The sequence below is a fragment of the Halomonas sp. MCCC 1A11062 genome (assembly GCF_021404355.1).
Lineage (GTDB): Bacteria > Pseudomonadota > Gammaproteobacteria > Pseudomonadales > Halomonadaceae > Halomonas > Halomonas aerodenitrificans.
In genome coordinates this window covers 238593-254533 of record NZ_JABFTW010000001.1, presented here as the reverse complement: position 1 = coordinate 254533, position 15941 = coordinate 238593, and the positions used below count along the sequence as shown (strand labels likewise).

16 protein-coding genes are annotated in these 15941 nt (G+C 63.2%); all 16 read right to left on the bottom strand.

Features of this window, described 5'->3' with window-relative positions; genetic code table 11:
- Positions 1-50: 50 nt before the first annotated feature.
- Positions 51-725, bottom strand: coding sequence for a hypothetical protein (locus HOP58_RS01200; RefSeq protein ID WP_234253417.1), 675 nt, complete (start codon positions 723-725; stop codon positions 51-53).
- Between the two features lie 105 nt (positions 726-830).
- Positions 831-1889 (bottom strand): magnesium transporter, encoded by a 1059-nt coding sequence (locus tag HOP58_RS01195; protein ID WP_234259284.1) that lies wholly within the window; start codon positions 1887-1889, stop codon positions 831-833.
- Positions 1890-2504: 615 nt separating this feature from the next.
- On the bottom strand, positions 2505-3881 hold the full coding sequence (gene mgtE, locus HOP58_RS01190) for a magnesium transporter (protein ID WP_010625951.1): 1377 nt from the start codon (positions 3879-3881) through the stop codon (positions 2505-2507).
- Positions 3882-4022: 141 nt separating this feature from the next.
- Positions 4023-4451 carry a F0F1 ATP synthase subunit epsilon gene (locus tag HOP58_RS01185; RefSeq protein WP_010625952.1) on the bottom strand — a complete coding sequence of 143 codons (429 nt, stop codon included), beginning with the start codon at positions 4449-4451 and terminating at the stop codon, positions 4023-4025.
- Positions 4452-4476: 25 nt separating this feature from the next.
- Positions 4477-5853: a F0F1 ATP synthase subunit beta gene (gene atpD, locus HOP58_RS01180; protein ID WP_086510229.1), complete on the bottom strand. Its 1377-nt coding sequence runs from the start codon at positions 5851-5853 to the stop codon at positions 4477-4479.
- Positions 5854-5920: 67 nt separating this feature from the next.
- Positions 5921-6805 (bottom strand): F0F1 ATP synthase subunit gamma, encoded by an 885-nt coding sequence (gene atpG / locus HOP58_RS01175; RefSeq protein ID WP_010625954.1) that lies wholly within the window; start codon positions 6803-6805, stop codon positions 5921-5923.
- 68 nt (positions 6806-6873) lie between these two features.
- A complete protein-coding gene (gene atpA / locus HOP58_RS01170; protein ID WP_010625955.1) occupies positions 6874-8418 on the bottom strand; it encodes a F0F1 ATP synthase subunit alpha in 1545 nt (514 codons plus the stop codon).
- A gap of 16 nt (positions 8419-8434) precedes the next feature.
- A complete protein-coding gene (locus HOP58_RS01165; RefSeq protein ID WP_010625956.1) occupies positions 8435-8971 on the bottom strand; it encodes a F0F1 ATP synthase subunit delta in 537 nt (178 codons plus the stop codon).
- A gap of 12 nt (positions 8972-8983) precedes the next feature.
- Positions 8984-9454 carry a F0F1 ATP synthase subunit B gene (locus tag HOP58_RS01160; protein WP_010625957.1) on the bottom strand — a complete coding sequence of 157 codons (471 nt, stop codon included), beginning with the start codon at positions 9452-9454 and terminating at the stop codon, positions 8984-8986.
- A 73-nt stretch (positions 9455-9527) separates the two neighbouring features.
- Complete coding sequence (gene atpE, locus HOP58_RS01155; RefSeq protein WP_010625958.1) at positions 9528-9755, bottom strand: F0F1 ATP synthase subunit C; 228 nt, start codon at positions 9753-9755, stop codon at positions 9528-9530.
- A 64-nt stretch (positions 9756-9819) separates the two neighbouring features.
- A complete protein-coding gene (atpB, locus tag HOP58_RS01150) occupies positions 9820-10647 on the bottom strand; it encodes a F0F1 ATP synthase subunit A (protein WP_010625959.1) in 828 nt (275 codons plus the stop codon).
- Between the two features lie 11 nt (positions 10648-10658).
- Complete coding sequence (locus HOP58_RS01145; protein WP_234251542.1) at positions 10659-11045, bottom strand: ATP synthase subunit I; 387 nt, start codon at positions 11043-11045, stop codon at positions 10659-10661.
- A gap of 213 nt (positions 11046-11258) precedes the next feature.
- On the bottom strand, positions 11259-12176 hold the full coding sequence (locus HOP58_RS01140) for a ParB/RepB/Spo0J family partition protein (protein WP_234259282.1): 918 nt from the start codon (positions 12174-12176) through the stop codon (positions 11259-11261).
- A 51-nt stretch (positions 12177-12227) separates the two neighbouring features.
- A complete protein-coding gene (locus HOP58_RS01135) occupies positions 12228-12998 on the bottom strand; it encodes a ParA family protein (RefSeq protein WP_010625962.1) in 771 nt (256 codons plus the stop codon).
- Between the two features lie 29 nt (positions 12999-13027).
- Entirely contained in the window at positions 13028-13693 is a 666-nt protein-coding gene (gene rsmG / locus HOP58_RS01130; protein WP_234253414.1) for a 16S rRNA (guanine(527)-N(7))-methyltransferase RsmG, read from the bottom strand.
- Complete coding sequence (mnmG, locus tag HOP58_RS01125) at positions 13690-15585, bottom strand: tRNA uridine-5-carboxymethylaminomethyl(34) synthesis enzyme MnmG (RefSeq protein WP_234253413.1); 1896 nt, start codon at positions 15583-15585, stop codon at positions 13690-13692. Before mnmG ends, rsmG begins: the two co-directional genes overlap by 4 nt.
- Positions 15586-15941 lie beyond the last annotated feature (356 nt).

The window sequence follows — 15941 nt, the reverse complement described above, 5'->3', positions numbered from 1 at the left end:
TGGTTGAATAGCAGGGCTGGAGCCACCAGGGGCCCGCAGCCCTGCCGACATCAGAAGGCGTAGGTCAGAGCCAGGGTGTAGGCACGGGTGTTCTCCCCACCCAGCTCCCTTTCGAAAAGGGCATCGATCAGCACTTTGTCGTCCAGCAGCGCCAGCCGGGGGCCCACCTCGATACTGCTCTCACTGCTGCTGCGGTCATTGCCGAACACATTGGCAATCGCCACCAGCGGCCCGGCGATTCCGACTTCGCTGCCAAGCCCCCAGGTCAGGGCGTTGCGTGTCTCCGCACTGCGCTCCCTCTCCCAGCCCAGATTGAAGTGCACCAGAGCACGCTCGTCGGCAAATCCCAGCGTGAGCGGCACCAGCGCATACTGGGTTTCCCAGCGGCTCATTTCAGTCAGGTACTCGCTACCGACGACCAGGCCCAGGCCATAGCCATGCGCTTCGAGGCTGGTGAATAGCATCTTGGCTTCGAGGCCATAAACCTGCTCGCTCTCGCCCTCCTCATGCTCGTTGCCGAACACCGCGGTGAACTGGTAGTTCCCGCCGGGACGGCAGGTGGGTGAGACGTAGTTCTGATAGCCGCCACCGTCGATACGGGTATGCCAGAGATCGAGGGAACAGCTATTGGCATCGATCAGGGCGGCATCGTCCACCCCGGCCAGTGCAAGAGTGGGCAACAAGGCGCAGAGCAGACCGCCGGCAAGACGTCGTGGTTGGAACATGGTGTGATCTCCCATGAGCGAAGCATCCGCTTCGGAGAGCACCCCGGCATGCCGGGGTGCTCGATGAGTCCCAATAAAAGTACCTGTCAATGCCACTTGCTGACTTCAGCCTGACACGCCCAGCAGCCAGCCGGCCATCAGGAAATACACGGCCAGGCCGGTGAAGTCCTTGATGGTGGTGATGAAGGGGTCGGCTCCCGGCGCATGGTCGACGCCGATCTTCAGCATGATATAGGGCAGCAGGAAACCCAGCACGCTTGCAGTGACCACCGAGACGAACAGCGATACGCCGACCACCACGCCCAGCATCGGAATGCCGTTGGGCGCGCCCTGCCAGGCCCAGGCGATGGCACCGGCAAGCGTGGCCAGCAGCACCCCCATGACCAGACCGACACGCAGTTCGCGCAGCAGATGCTTGCGGAAGAACTGCTTCAGGTCGATATGCCCCAGCGCCAGGCCGCGGGCGAAGATGGTAGTCGACTGGGTGCCCACGTTACCGCCCATGTCCATTACCAGCGGGATGAAGATCGCCAACGCCACCAGCGACTCCAGCACGCCTTCGAAGTGATCGATCACCCCGCCCACCAGCATGCCGCCGGCCAACGTCACCATGAGGAACATCAGCCTCACCTTGACCGGATAGCCGATGCCACCGGAAGTGAGCTTCTCGCTGCGCACGGCGTCCTGATAGTGGGTCACGTCACCCACGCCCGCCTTCCAGTAGATGTCGTCGGAGGTCTCTTCATCGAGAATGTCCATGGCGTCGTCGAAGGTCAGCACACCGCGCATCGCACCGCTTTCGGAGAGGATCGGCAGCAGGGCAACGTCATGCTTCTGCAGCAGTCGCGCGGCCTCCTCCTGATCGGTGCTCTCCCGCACGAACAGCGTCTCCCCCTGGAGCAGGTAGTGAACCGGCTGGTCGGACTTGGCACGCAGCAGGGCCGTCAACCGCACGAAGCCCAGGTGACGGCCGTCGTCGGCGTGCACGAAAACGATCCCCATCATCTCTTCGGGCAGCTCCGACCACTTGACCATGTCCAGCACGTCCTTCGCCAGTGTATTGCGGTTGACCCTCAGGAAGGTCTGGCGCATGGAGTTGGAGATCGGGTGAGCCAACTTTTCGCCGCCAGCCGCTTTTTTCAATGTCAGGACTTGAGTCGCCATCGTTCTTTCCTTTCGCTTATTTAAGGCAAAAGAATGCCATGGCCGAAATAAATTAATATTTAATTTCGGCAATAAAAACCCATGAGACTTTAAATAAAAGGCTCAATGGCAGCAGATTGTCAGTGACGCTCGCTCAAGACATGCCTGTCGAATCGCAGACACGACAACGCCTCGCAAGGCCACGAATGGCGCGAGGATAGACGCTTGGTGGGAAATACGATGGCTCCAGGCTCACTCTGCCTGGAAAGGCTGCATCCGGGGGAGGCAGATTTTACAGGCAGGGGGGAAGCTGGGTCATCTCCGCCAGGCGAAAACTCCCGCGCTTGGATAATCGACTACTGGGGTCTTCCATGGATTTCCACCTTGCCTATGTTGATGTTGAACTACGCGGCGAACCTTAAAACAGCTAATTTGATGTGTCAACTAACTTCATGTCGTTACCATTTAAATATTCAGCACTGCTGCACAGTCAATTTCAAGCCGTACTCAGACACACGGCACGAATGCCTCGGCAAGCGAACAGATACCGCCCTTGCCAGCCAGGCCGGGCGGCTCGACCGGTCACCGCCTTGCTGGCAATGACCAACCAAACCGCCTGGCGCTGGTGTGGTCCTTCTAGCCTCCCGGCAGGCCCAGCACAGCCGTTGCCAGGGCAAAATAAATCAGCACCCCCGAAGCATCGGCGATGGAGGTCACCAGCGGCGCCGAGGCGGTGGCCGGGTCCCAACCCAGTCGATTGAGAATGAACGGCAGGATCATACCGATCAGGCTGCCCACGATCACGATCAGTACCATGCTCATGGCCACCACCATGGCGATCTCGGTGCCGGCACGGAAGATGCCCACCACCGACACCGCCAGCGCCATGGTCAGGCCCAGCCCGGCGGCGACGAAGACCTCGCGACCCAGCAGCTTGGCCCAGTCACGGCTGCGCACGTCGCCGGTGGCCATGCCGCGCACCATCAGGGTGGCGGCCTGGGAGCCGGCGTTGCCGCCGCTGTCCACCAGCAGCGGCAGGAAGAACACCAGCGCGATGTAGGCCTCGATGGTCTCCTCGAAGTAGGCGATACCGGCGCCGGAGAAAATGTTGGCGAACACCAGCAGCACCAGCCAGACGATACGCTTACGGTAGAGATCGAACAGGCTGGCGCTGCGCAGCCCGCCCTCGAGCTTGCCGATGGACATACCCTTGTGCATGTCCTCGGTGGCTTCCTCTTCGGCCACGTCCATGGCGTCGTCGTGGGTGATGATGCCAACCAAACGCTCTTCATGGTCGATCACCGGCACGGCCAGCATATCGTAGCGGGCCACCAGACGGGCGACCTCCTCCTGCTCTTCGTCCACCGGTACGCTGATAACATCCTTGATCATCAGGTCGTCGACCTGGGCTCCGGGCCGCGCCACCATCAGCTGACGCAGCGACAGGGTGCCCGCCAGCTTGCCATCCTGGTCAATGATGTAGAGCTGATAGACGGTTTCGGCATCCGGTGCGGTCTGACGAACACGCATCATCGCCTGGGACACGGTCATGCCGCTGGGAATCGCCACGTAGTCCGAGGTCATGATCGAACCCGCGGTGCCCTCTTCATAGCTCGCCAGGCGCTTGAGGTCTTCACGCTCCTGGCGTGCCATGCGCCGCAGCAGCCCTTCGCGCCGGTCTTCATCCAGCAGGTTGAAGAGATCGGCACGCTCGTCCGCACTCATCTCCTCCAGAACCGTGAGCAGCACCTCATCGCTCATCTCACGTGCCAGGTCTTCCTGAAGATCTTCGGGCAGATAACCGATGATGTGCGCTCGCCGATCCAGCGGCAGGCGGTCGAGCAAGGCGAACACGGTCTGGTTGTCCTGCTCCTCGGCAATCTGCTCGAGGATCTCGGCAATGTCCGCCGCGCGCAGCTCGGGCAAGAGTTCATCCAACCGTTCGCGGTCGTCGGCCTGGTGGGCCTCCAGTAGGGCGTCTTTCTGTTCTATCAGGGTCTCGTTCAAGGACATGGCATCCTCCTGACGCCGCAAAGTGGGAGTTAGCCGGCCATGCTAGCAGCCGACCGTGGCAATCTGACTGCTATGGTAACAGATACGAAAACGCCCCTCGAACGCTGTTCGAGGGGCGTTTCGTGACAGACAGGCCTGAAATCAGCCCTTGCCGGCCTTCTTGCGCAGCTGCTGAATGGTACGCAGCTGGGCCACGGCTTCCGCGAGTTCGGCGGCGGCGCGGGTGTAATCCAGCTCCGACGACTTGTCGTTGAATGCCTTGAGCGCATGCTGACGGGCTTCCTCGGCGGCGGCCTCGTCGAGGTCGCCGGCACGGGAGGCCGCGTCGGCCAGTACGGTCACCACGTCGGGCTGCACTTCGAGGAAGCCGCCGGAGACGTAGAAGTTCTCTTCCGTACCGCCTTCCCGGATGACGCGGACCGGACCAGGCTGAAGCTCGGTCAGCAGCGGGGCGTGCCCGGGCAGGATGCCCAGGTCGCCCATGATGCCGGAAGCGACGAGCTGCTCGATCTCACCCGAGAAGATCGCCTCTTCGGCGCTGACGATGTTGCACTTGAAGCTATTCGCCATAGCGAAGTCCCCCTGGTGGACGGCCTTACTTCATCTGGTTGGCTTTCTCGACGGCCTCGTCGATGCTGCCCACCATGTAGAAGGCCTGCTCCGGCAGGTTGTCGTATTCGCCGTCGAGGATGCCCTGGAAACCGCGAATGGTATCCTTCAGCGATACGTACTTGCCGGGTGCACCGGTGAAGACCTCGGCCACGAAGAACGGCTGCGACAGGAAGCGCTGGATCTTACGCGCACGGGCCACGGTCTGCTTGTCCTCGTCGGACAGTTCGTCCATGCCCAGGATCGCGATGATGTCCTTGAGCTCCTTGTAGCGCTGCAGCACGTTCTGCACGCCGCGGGCGGTGTTGTAGTGCTCCTCGCCGACGACCAGCGGGTCGAGCTGGCGCGAAGTGGAGTCCAGCGGATCGATGGCCGGGTAGATACCCAGTTCGGCGATCGAACGCGCCAGTACCACGGTGGCGTCCAGGTGGGCGAAGGTGGTGGCCGGCGACGGGTCGGTCAGGTCGTCCGCGGGCACGTAGACGGCCTGCACGGAAGTGATCGAGCCCACCTTGGTGGAGGTGATGCGCTCCTGCAGAACGCCCATCTCCTCGGCCAGGGTCGGCTGGTAGCCTACCGCCGAGGGCATACGGCCCAGCAGTGCGGATACCTCGGTACCGGCCAGGGTGTAACGATAGATGTTGTCGACGAACAGCAGCACGTCGCGGCCTTCATCGCGGAACTTCTCGGCGATGGTCAGGCCGGTCAGGGCCACGCGCAGACGGTTGCCCGGCGGCTCGTTCATCTGACCGTATACCAGCGATACCTTGTCGATAACGTTCGACTCGGTCATCTCGTGGTAGAAGTCGTTACCTTCACGGGTCCGCTCACCCACGCCGGCGAACACGGAGTAACCGCTGTGCTCGATGGCGATGTTGCGGATCAGCTCCATCATGTTGACGGTCTTGCCCACGCCGGCGCCGCCGAACAGGCCGACCTTGCCACCCTTGGCGAACGGGCAGACCAGGTCGATGACCTTGATGCCGGTCTCGAGCAGCTCGTTGGAAGCTGCCTGCTCGGCATAGGTGGGTGCCGGACGGTGAATGGGCATGCGCTCCTGCTCACCGATGTCGCCGGCCTCGTCGATCGGCCGACCCAGCACGTCCATGATGCGACCCAGGGTCTCCTTGCCGACCGGCACGGAGATCGGTGCTCCGGTGTTGGTGGTCTCCATGCCGCGCTTCAGGCCCTCGGTGGAACCCATGGCAATGGTACGCACCACGCCGTCGCCCAGCTGCTGCTGGACTTCGAGCACGGTCTCGGAGTTGGCGACGTTGAGCGCGTCGTAGACCTTGGGAACCGAGTCCCGCGGGAACTCGACGTCAATCACCGCGCCGATGATTTGTACGATACGTCCGCTCATCTTGCGATCCTCTCAAATACCTGCAAATGAAACCTGTAGCGGGAGAGCCATGGGCTCTCCCCGGGCGCTATACGGCGGCGGCACCGCCGACGATCTCGGAAATTTCCTGGGTGATGGCGGCCTGGCGGGCCTTGTTGTACACCATCTCCAGATCGTCGATCAGTCCGCCGGCGTTGTCGGTGGCGTTCTTCATGGCGATCATCCGGGCCGCCTGTTCACAGGCCCCGTTCTCGACCACCGCCTGATAGACCTGCGATTCGATGAAGCGAACCAGCAGGCTATCCAACAGCGCCTTGGCATCCGGCTCATACAGGTAGTCCCAGCTACCGGGACGCTTGTTGTCCTCGTCATCCGCATCGGCCCCCATATCGGGGGAGAGCGGCAACAGCTGACGAACCACCGGCTTCTGCGTCATGGTGTTGACGAACTCGTTGTACACCACGAACAGGCGGTCGACCCGCCCTTCGTCGTAGGCGTCCAACATCACCTTGACGCTGCCGATCAGAGCCTCGACCTCGGGCGCTTCGCCCAGGCCGCTCTTGGCTGCCACCAGGTTGCCGCCGTAGTTGCGGAAGAAGCCGCCGGCCTTGCTGCCCAGAGCGCAGAAGTCGAGCTCCGCGCCCTCGTTGCGCCACGCCATGGCGTCCTTGATGACGGCCTTGAACAGGTTGACGTTCAAGCCGCCACACAGGCCGCGGTCGGTGGAGACCACGATGTAGCCGACCCGCTTCACCTCGTCACGCTCGATCATGTAATCGTGGCGATACTCGGGGTTGGCGTCGGCGATATGGCCCACCACGTTGCGGATCTGCCGGGCATAAGGCTGGCTGGCCTTCATCAGATCTTGCGCTTTACGCATCTTCGACGCAGCGACCATTTCCATGGCGCTGGTGATCTTCTGCGTATTCTTGATGCTCCCGATCTGGGTGCGTATCTCTTTTGCAGCTGCCATAGCGATCTACTCCGTTCGTGGCCCTCAGAAAGCTCCAGGGCCCGCCCTTGCCGGGCGGGCCAGCGGAATTACCAGCTCTGAGTGGCCTTGAACTGCTCGAGACCCTGCTTCAGCCCTTGCTGGATCTCGTCGTTGTAGTCGCCGGTCTGGTTGATCTTGTCGAGCAGCTCGGCTTGCTCGGACCTCATGTACTCGTGCAGGGCACGCTCGAAGTCCAGCACCTTGCTCACGTCGACGTCATCCAGGAAGCCTTCGTTGGCGGCATACAGCGACACGCCCATCTCGGCCACGGACAGCGGCGAATACTGCTTCTGCTTCATCAGCTCGGTGACACGCTGACCGTGCTCCAGCTGCTTGCGGGTGGCTTCGTCCAGATCGGAAGCGAACTGGGAGAAGGCCGCCAACTCGCGATACTGGGCGAGTGCCAGACGCACGCCGCCACCGAGCTTCTTGATGATCTTGGTCTGGGCCGCACCACCCACGCGGGATACCGACAGACCGGCGTTGATGGCCGGGCGGATGCCTGCGTTGAACTGGTCGGTTTCCAGGAAGATCTGGCCGTCGGTGATCGAGATCACGTTGGTCGGAACGAACGCGGAAACGTCGCCGCCCTGGGTCTCGATGATCGGCAGCGCGGTCAGCGAGCCGGTCTTGCCCTTGACCTCACCGTTGGTGAACTTCTCCACGTAGTCGGCGTTGACGCGCGCGGCACGCTCGAGCAGACGCGAGTGGAGATAGAAGACGTCACCCGGGTAGGCTTCACGGCCCGGCGGACGACGCAGCAGCAGGGACACCTGACGGTAGGCCCAGGCCTGCTTGGTCAGATCGTCATAGACGATCAGCGCGTCCTGACCGCGGTCGCGGAAGTACTCGCCCATGGTGCAGCCGGCGTAGGGTGCCAGGAACTGCATCGGGGCCGGGTCGGCGGCGCCGGAAGCGACGACGATGGTGTGATCCATCGCGCCGTGCTCCTCGAGCTTGCGCACCACGTTGGCGATGGTCGACTGCTTCTGACCGATGGCCACGTAGATACAGATGACGCCCTTGCCCTTCTGGTTGATGATGGCGTCGACGGCGATGGCCGACTTACCGATCTGACGGTCGCCTATGATCAGCTCACGCTGGCCGCGGCCGATCGGCACCATGGCGTCGATCGCCTTGAGACCGGTCTGGATCGGCTGGTCGACCGACTGACGGGTGATGACGCCCGGGGCGACCTTTTCCACCGCGTCGGTCAGCTTGGCGCCCACGTCGCCCTTGCCGTCGATGGGGTTGCCCAGCGGATCGACCACGCGGCCAACCAGTTCGGGGCCCACCGGCACCTCGAGGATACGACCGGTACAGCTGGCGGTCATGCCCTCTTCCAGCTTCAGGTAGTCGCCCAGCACCACGGCGCCCACGGAGTCGCGCTCGAGGTTGAGCACCATGCCGTAGATACCGCCGGGGAATTCGATCATCTCACCGAACATCGCGTCCTCGAGACCGTGAATCTTCACGATGCCGTCGGAGACGCTGACGATGGTGCCCTGATTGCGGGCTTCGGATGCGACATCCAGCTTTTCGATACGCTGCTTGATGATGTCGCTGATCTCGGAAGGATTCAGTTGCTGCATGCCATGTCCCTCAGACTCAGGCGGTAAGGGCTTCGGAGAGGCGGTTCAGTCGACCGCGCACCGACCCGTCGATGACGGTGTCGCCGGCGCGCAGGATAACGCCCCCGATAAGCTTCGGATCCACCTGAGTGGTAATGGAGATTTCGCGATTCAGCCGCTTCTTGAGCGCGCCTGCGAGCTTGTTCTGCTGCTTGTCGTCGAGCGCGAAGGCCGTGACCACGGTGACGTCGACACGCTTGTCATGCTCGGCGCGCAGACGTTCGAACTGCTCGGCAATGGCACCCAGGGCGGTAAGACGCCCCTTCTCGGCAAGCGACTCCAGGAAACGACGGCCTGCGTCGTCGACCTTGGCCTCGGCCAGTTCGATGACCAGCTCGACCTTGCGGTCGTCGGTCAGTTTGGGGCTCGCGAACAGTTTCTGCGCATCACGCTCCGCTACGACCTGGCCCAGCTTGACCAGCATGTCGGACCAGGCTTCCAGCGCCTTGTGGTCACGCGCATACTCGAAAGCCGCCTTGGCGTAGGGTCGTGCGACGGTTGACGTTTCCGCCATGGGTCACCTCCTTCACAGTTCGGCGGCAAGCTTGTCGAGCAGCTTGCGATGCGCCTTCTCGTCGACGGAGGCTTCCAGAACACGCTCGGCCCCGACGATGGCAAGTGTCGCCACCTGGGCGCGAAGCTCTTCCTTGGCGCGATTGATTTCCTGATCGATCTCGGCACGGGCGCCAGCCACCAGGCGTTCGCCTTCGGCACGGGCCTGCTCACGCGCTTCCTCGATCATCTGAGTGGAGCGCTTGTGGGCCTGTTCGAGGATCTGGGAGGCCTGCTCCTTGCTCTCGCGCAGCGTCTGAGCAGCCTGCTCCTGAGCAAGCTCGAGGTCGCGGGAAGCCCGGCTGGCCGCGTCGAGGCCATCGGCGATCTTCTTCTGGCGCTCGTGGAGCGCGGAGCTGATCGGCGGCCACACGTACTTGATGCAGAACCAGACAAAGATCGCGAAGGCGATCGTCTGCCCGATAAGCGTCATGTTGATATTCACGGGTATGTACCTCTGACGGGTTCGTGGCAACCGGAGAGAAGCGAACCGAGCGCCTCAGCGCTCGGTGCTGTCTTTAACCGGCAACGACGAAGATCAGGTACATCGCGATACCGACGCCGATCATCGGCACGGCGTCGAGCAGACCGGCCATGATGAAGGTGCGGGTCTGCAGCTGGTCGCCCAGCTCCGGCTGGCGAGCGGTGGACTCGAGCAGCTTGCCGCCCAGCATGGCGAAGCCGATGCCGGTAGCCAGGGCGCTGACGCTGATGATGATGGCGGCGGCAAGGTAGACGATTTCCATGATGTTGCTCCTAGTAGGTCAGGTTGAGGTTAGTTTCAGTACTTCGTTGCAAAGGTTGCTTGGTTCAGTGGTGCTCGTGAGCGGCACTCAGGTACACGATCGACAGGGTCGTGAAGATGAAGGCCTGCAGCGATACCACCAGAATGTGGAAAATGGCCCACGGCACGTCGAGCACCCAGATCGCCCAGAACGGCAGCAATGCGATCAGGATGAAGATCACCTCGCCGGCGAACATGTTGCCGAACAGACGCAGTGCGAGGCTGATGGGCTTGACGATCAGGCCGACGATTTCGAGGACCAGATTGAACGGGATCAGCAGCCAGTGGTTGAACGGCGTGAGCGAGAGCTCCTTGGCGAAGCCGCCGACACCCTTGACCTTGCAGCTGTAGTAGACGATCAGACAGAACACGCCCAGCGCCATGCCCAGGGTGGCATTGACGTCGGTGGTTGGCACGATCTTCATGTACTCGACGCCGAGGCGACCGAACAGCTCCGGGAAGTAATCGACCGGCAGGATCTTCAGCGTGTTCATCAGCAGGATCCACATGAACAGCGTCAGCGCGATAGGCGCGATGTGGGGATTCTTGCCGTGGAAGGTGGAGCGGGTCAGGTTCTCGATGAACTCGATGACCATCTCGACAGCGTTCTGCAGCCCGCCGGGCACGCCGGTGGTCGCCATCTGGCCGGCCTTGCGGAACAGCCACAGGAACAGCACACCCATGGCGATGGACCAGCCCATGGTGTCCACGTGAATGGCCATGAACCCCATCTCCTGGGCTTCGGTCGAGGTGCTGGCGAACTTCCAACCGAGCTCGGGATGCCTGCCGAAGGTCAGGTTCTGAAGGTGGTGCTGTATGTAATAAATGGCGGTTATTTCATTACCTGCTGCCATACGCTGCTACCTCAGGTTCGTTGGGTCGGTCGGTCACGCAGTAGCCAGGGTGTCAGCCAGTGCATGAGCTGCGCCGCCACATATGCGACAAAGAAAAAAGCCGGGTTTGAGGGGGGCACTGCGACGAACACGATCACGAACAGTGCCACCGTCAAACCAAACTTTCCCATCGCTGCCTGATAGAGATTCATCACGCTGACCCGCGGTCGCCGGCCGTCTCGAACGCGCAGCCCGCGCCAGACGAAGTAGAGCGAAGGCAGCAGACTGACCAGGCCGCCCATCAGGGCCGACAGCACCCCTTCGTGACCATGTCGCAGGCCAGCCAGCAGGGCTACCAGCAAGGTGGCGAAGCCCTGTGCCAAAAAGAGGCGGGTAAAATCCGGGCGCCGGCGCCTCATGGCAGCGTATCCGTGCATCCTGTCGACATTTCCTGCCCTGCCTAAGCAGGGTTTGGGTGCCGGCTTGGCCGAGCGTGACACTCAGGCAAACAACGGCGGATTATAGGGAAGCGCCTCTGGCCCTTCAACCGGGCAGGACGCTTTTAGGCTCGAATGACGTAGCTATGCGACCAAAGGTGGAAGTCATTGTCGACATCCCACGGGCCGCATCGCTCAACGAATGTGCTCGAGAATACCGTCCAGTTCTTCGAGGCTGGAATAGCGGATGGTGACCCGCCCCTTGCCGCCGCGACCGTGCTGAATCCTGACCGGAGCGCCCAGCACTTCGCCGAGGCGGGTCTCCAGGCGCGCCACGTCGGGGCTGGATGCCACTGCCGCGACCTTCTTCGGTTCGCCCTGGGTCAGACGCTTCACCAGCGCCTCGGTATCGCGCACGGTGAGATCCTTGTTGACCACCTCGTGGGCAGCGCGACGCTGCTTGGCGGCGGGCAGAACGAGCAGGGCACGTGCGTGTCCCATATCGAGATCGCCGCGCTCGAGCAGAGTCTGCACTTCCGGATCGAGCGCCAGCAGGCGCAGCAGATTGGCGACCTGGGCGCGGGACTTGCCCACCGCATCGGCCACCTGCTGCTGGGTAAGTTCGAACTCCTCGAGCAGGCGCTTGAGCGCCATCGCCTCCTCCACCGGGTTGAGGTTCTCGCGCTGGATGTTCTCGATCAGCGCCAGGGCCAGGGCGACTTCGTCGCTGACCTCGCGGATCACCGCCGGGATGGTGTCGAGTTCGGCCAGTTGGGAGGCGCGCCAGCGCCGCTCACCGGCGATAATCTCGTAGCGCGACTCGCCGATGGGCCGCACCACGATGGGCTGCATCACGCCCTGGGCTCGGATCGAGTCTGCCAGCTCCTCCAGCGCCTCAGGCTGGATGTCGCGACGCGGCTGATACTTGCCGCGGGTGAGCTGGCTCAGCGGCAGGCGTTCGAGTCGCTCCTCGATCTCGGCTACCGCCGCCGCCGGCTCGCTCGCTCCGTCGGGCAAGACTTGGCCTTCGGGCAGCTCGAGATTCTCGCGGCGGCGGGCGCCGGCACCGATCAGGGCATCCAGGCCGCGGCCCAGGGCGCGTTTTCGCGTCATCAGCATTCCCTCATCACGAGCGGGTCACGACAGTAGGCTCCACCCGGCGCACTACAGCGACAGGCGACGAATCAGTTCCTTGGCCAGCACCCGATGGGCCTGGCTGCCGCGCGAGAAGCGCGCGTACTTGGTCACCGGCAGGCCGTGGCTCGGCGCCTCGGCCACCCGCACGTTGCGCGGGATCGTGGTCTTGAGCAGCGCCTCGCCGAAATAGTCGCGCAGCTGCTTGGAGACGTCCCGGGTCAGACTGTTGCGACCGTCGAACATGGTACGCAGGATGCCATAGATCGCCAGGTCGGGGTTCACGCTGTCCTTGATCTGCTCCACGGTGTCGAGCAGCGCCGAGAGCCCCTCCAGGGCATAGAACTCGCACTGCAGCGGAATCAGCACGCCGTTGGCGGCGGTCAGGGCGTTGACGGTGAGCATGTTGAGCGAAGGCGGGCAGTCGATCAGCACCACGTCGTACTCGCCAGCGACGCTGGCCAGAGCTTCGGTCAGGCTGCGCTCGCGGCCCTCGGCGCGGTCGAGCAGTTCCACTTCCGCGGCGGTGAGATCGCCGTTGCCGGGCAGCAGCGAGTAGCCAGCGGTGGGGCAGTCGAGCATCACCTCGGGAGCGCTCTTCTCGCCCAGCAGCAGGTCGAGCACGCTGCCCTCGAGCGAGTGCTTGTCGATGCCGCTGCCCATGGTGGCATGGCCCTGGGGGTCGAGATCCACCAGCAGCACGCGGCGATCCAGCGCGGCCAGGCTGGCGGCCAGGTTGACGGCGGTGGTGGTCTTGCCCACGCCGCCCTTCTGGTTGGTCAAGGCGATGATTTGACTCACGGGCGACTTCCTTGCGTCGACGGCTCGCTTCAACGGCGGCCTGGGTTGGAATCGGTTCGCTCGACGATCAACAGCTGACGCTCCCCCACGGTGAACGGTACCGCAAGCACGTGGCGCTCGCGCACGACCACACCGGCATCCAGCGCCGCCAGCTCGTCGTCGGCCGCCGGCCCCTTCATGGCCAGCCAGCGCCCGTCGCGGGCCAGCAGCGGCTCGGTCAGCGCGACGAAATCCGCCAGACTGGCGAAGGCGCGCGAGACGATTTGCGCGAAGCCACCCGGCGGTGGCTCGAAAGCCTCGACCCGGGCCTGCACCGGGGTGACGTTGGTCAACCCCAACTCCATCACCGCCTGGCGCTGAAAGCGCACCTTCTTGCCGTTGCTGTCGAGCAGCGTGACCGCCAGGCTCGGCTCGAGGATCGCCAGCACCAGCCCCGGCAGACCGGGCCCGGCGCCAACGTCGAGCAGCGGCGCGGGGCCGACGTGAGGCAGCACGGCCGCGCTGTCGAGCAGGTGCCTTGACACCATCTCTTCCGGTGAGCGTATCGCGGTGAGGTTATAGGCGCGATTCCACTTGTGCAACAGCCCGACCAGGCGCAGCAGTCGCTCGCGCTTCTCCGCGTCGAGTTCGAGACCCAGTGCCGTGAAGCCTTCGTCGAGGCGAGCCGCCACTTGAGGCGTGATGGCTTCGCTCATCCGTTGGCCACTCGCGTGTCGTCGAGAAGACGGCGTTTCTTCAGGTGGATCAGCAGGATAGAGACCGCCGCCGGGGTCACGCCGGAGATCCGCGAAGCCTGGGCCAGGGTCTCCGGACGCGCCTCGGCGAGCTTCTGACGGATCTCGTGGGAGAGCCCCTCGACCTGGACGTAGTCGAGATCGGCCGGCAGCGGGGTGGCTTCGTGACGCTTGAGCTTGTCGATCTCGTCCTGCTGGCGGTCAATGTAGCCCTGGTACTTGGCCTGGATCTGCACCTGCTCGGCCACCGCCTCGTCGTTCACCGGCTCGCCGGCGAGGTGGGCCACGTCGGCGTAGCCGAGCTCGGGGCGCTTGAGCAGGTCGAGCAGGCTGTACTCGCGGGCCAGCGGTTTGCCGGTCCTGGTCTCGATGGCCTCGGCAGCCGGGCTGCCGGGCTGCACCCAACTGGCCTTGAGCCGGGCGCTTTCGCGCTCGATCGCCTCGCGCTTGACGCTGAACGCGGCCCAGCGTGCGTCGTCGACCAGCCCCAGTTCGCGACCGGCCTTGGTGAGGCGCAGGTCGGCGTTGTCCTCGCGCAGCAGCAGACGGTACTCGGCACGCGAGGTGAACATGCGGTAGGGCTCCTTGGTGCCCAGGGTGATCAGGTCGTCGACCAGCACGCCGAGGTAGGCCTCGTCGCGCCGCGGCCACCAGGCCTCGAGCCCCTTGGCACGGCGCGCGGCATTGAGGCCGGCGAGCAGCCCCTGGGCGCCGGCCTCCTCGTAGCCGGTAGTGCCGTTGATCTGACCGGCGAAAAACAGGTTGTGGATAAATTTGGTTTCCAGCGAGTGCCTGAGATCGCGCGGATCGAAGAAATCGTACTCGATGGCATAGCCGGGGCGGGTGATGTGCGCGTTCTCCAGCCCCTTCATCGAGCGCACCACCTTGAGCTGCACGTCGAAGGGCAGCGAGGTGGAGATGCCGTTGGGGTAGAGCTCGTGGGTGTCGAGGCCTTCAGGCTCGATGAACACCTGGTGGCTCGCCTTGTCGGCGAAGCGGTGCACCTTGTCCTCGATCGATGGACAGTAGCGCGGCCCGACGCCCTCGATCACGCCGGAATACATCGGCGAGCGGTCGAGGTTGGCGAAGATGATCTCGTGGGTGCGCTCGTTGGTGTGCGCAATGTGACAGCTCACCTGACGCGGGTGCATCTCGCGATTACCGAGGAAGGACATCACCGGGGTCGGCGTGTCGCCCGGCTGCTCCTCGAGCACCGAGAAGTCGACGCTCTTGGCGTCCAGCCGCGGCGGGGTACCGGTCTTGAGCCGATCGACCCGGAACGGCAGTTCGCGCAGACGGCTGGCCAGTGCGTTGGAGGGAGGATCGCCGGCGCGTCCGCCACGGCTCTGATCGAGACCGATATGGATCACCCCACCGAGGAAGGTGCCGGTGCACAGCACCACCGTTTCGGCATGGAATTGAATACCGGTCTCGGTGATCACGCCACGCACGGTGTCGCCATCGACGATCAGATCCCCCGCCGCCTGTTGGAAGATCGTCAGGTTGGGGGCGTTCTCCAGCATGCCGCGAATGGCTGCCTTGTAGCGCACTCGGTCGGCCTGGGCGCGGGTGGCACGCACCGCCGGTCCCTTACGTGCGTTGAGCACGCGAAACTGGATGCCGCCGAGATCGGTGGCCAGACCCATGGCACCGCCCAGCGCATCGATCTCCTTGACCAGATGGCTCTTGCCGATCCCGCCGATGGCGGGATTGCAGGACATCTGACCGAGGGTCTCGATGTTATGGGTCAGCAGCAGGGTCTGACAGCCCATGCGGGCGGAGGCCAGAGCGGCTTCGGTTCCCGCATGGCCGCCGCCGATGACGATGACGTCAAAGCGGTCGGGATACTCCAAGGTTCACCTCGTTGCGCTTGTGCGCGGATATTGCCTAGGGATGAAAAACAGCCTGCCAGTATAAACCGACTGTGGGTAACCGTCAGGGTTTTCCACACCGGGTTTGCCTGCCAGCCGCGAGCTACCACTCACTAAACAAAACAGAATGATTAAAAGAGAGAAGTTCTGTTGTGGTTGTGACTACTGGTGTGGACAATTTCTGTGGATAACACAATGTCCTACAGATATATCAGTAAGTTGCATTGTTGACTTTTGTGGTGAGAAGAGGATGACGAGCTGAGGGCGAGCGGTGACGAGGCTGTGTATAAAAGAGGGTCTTTTCCACAGCGGCAACGCTACACCTCTTTTCCACCGTT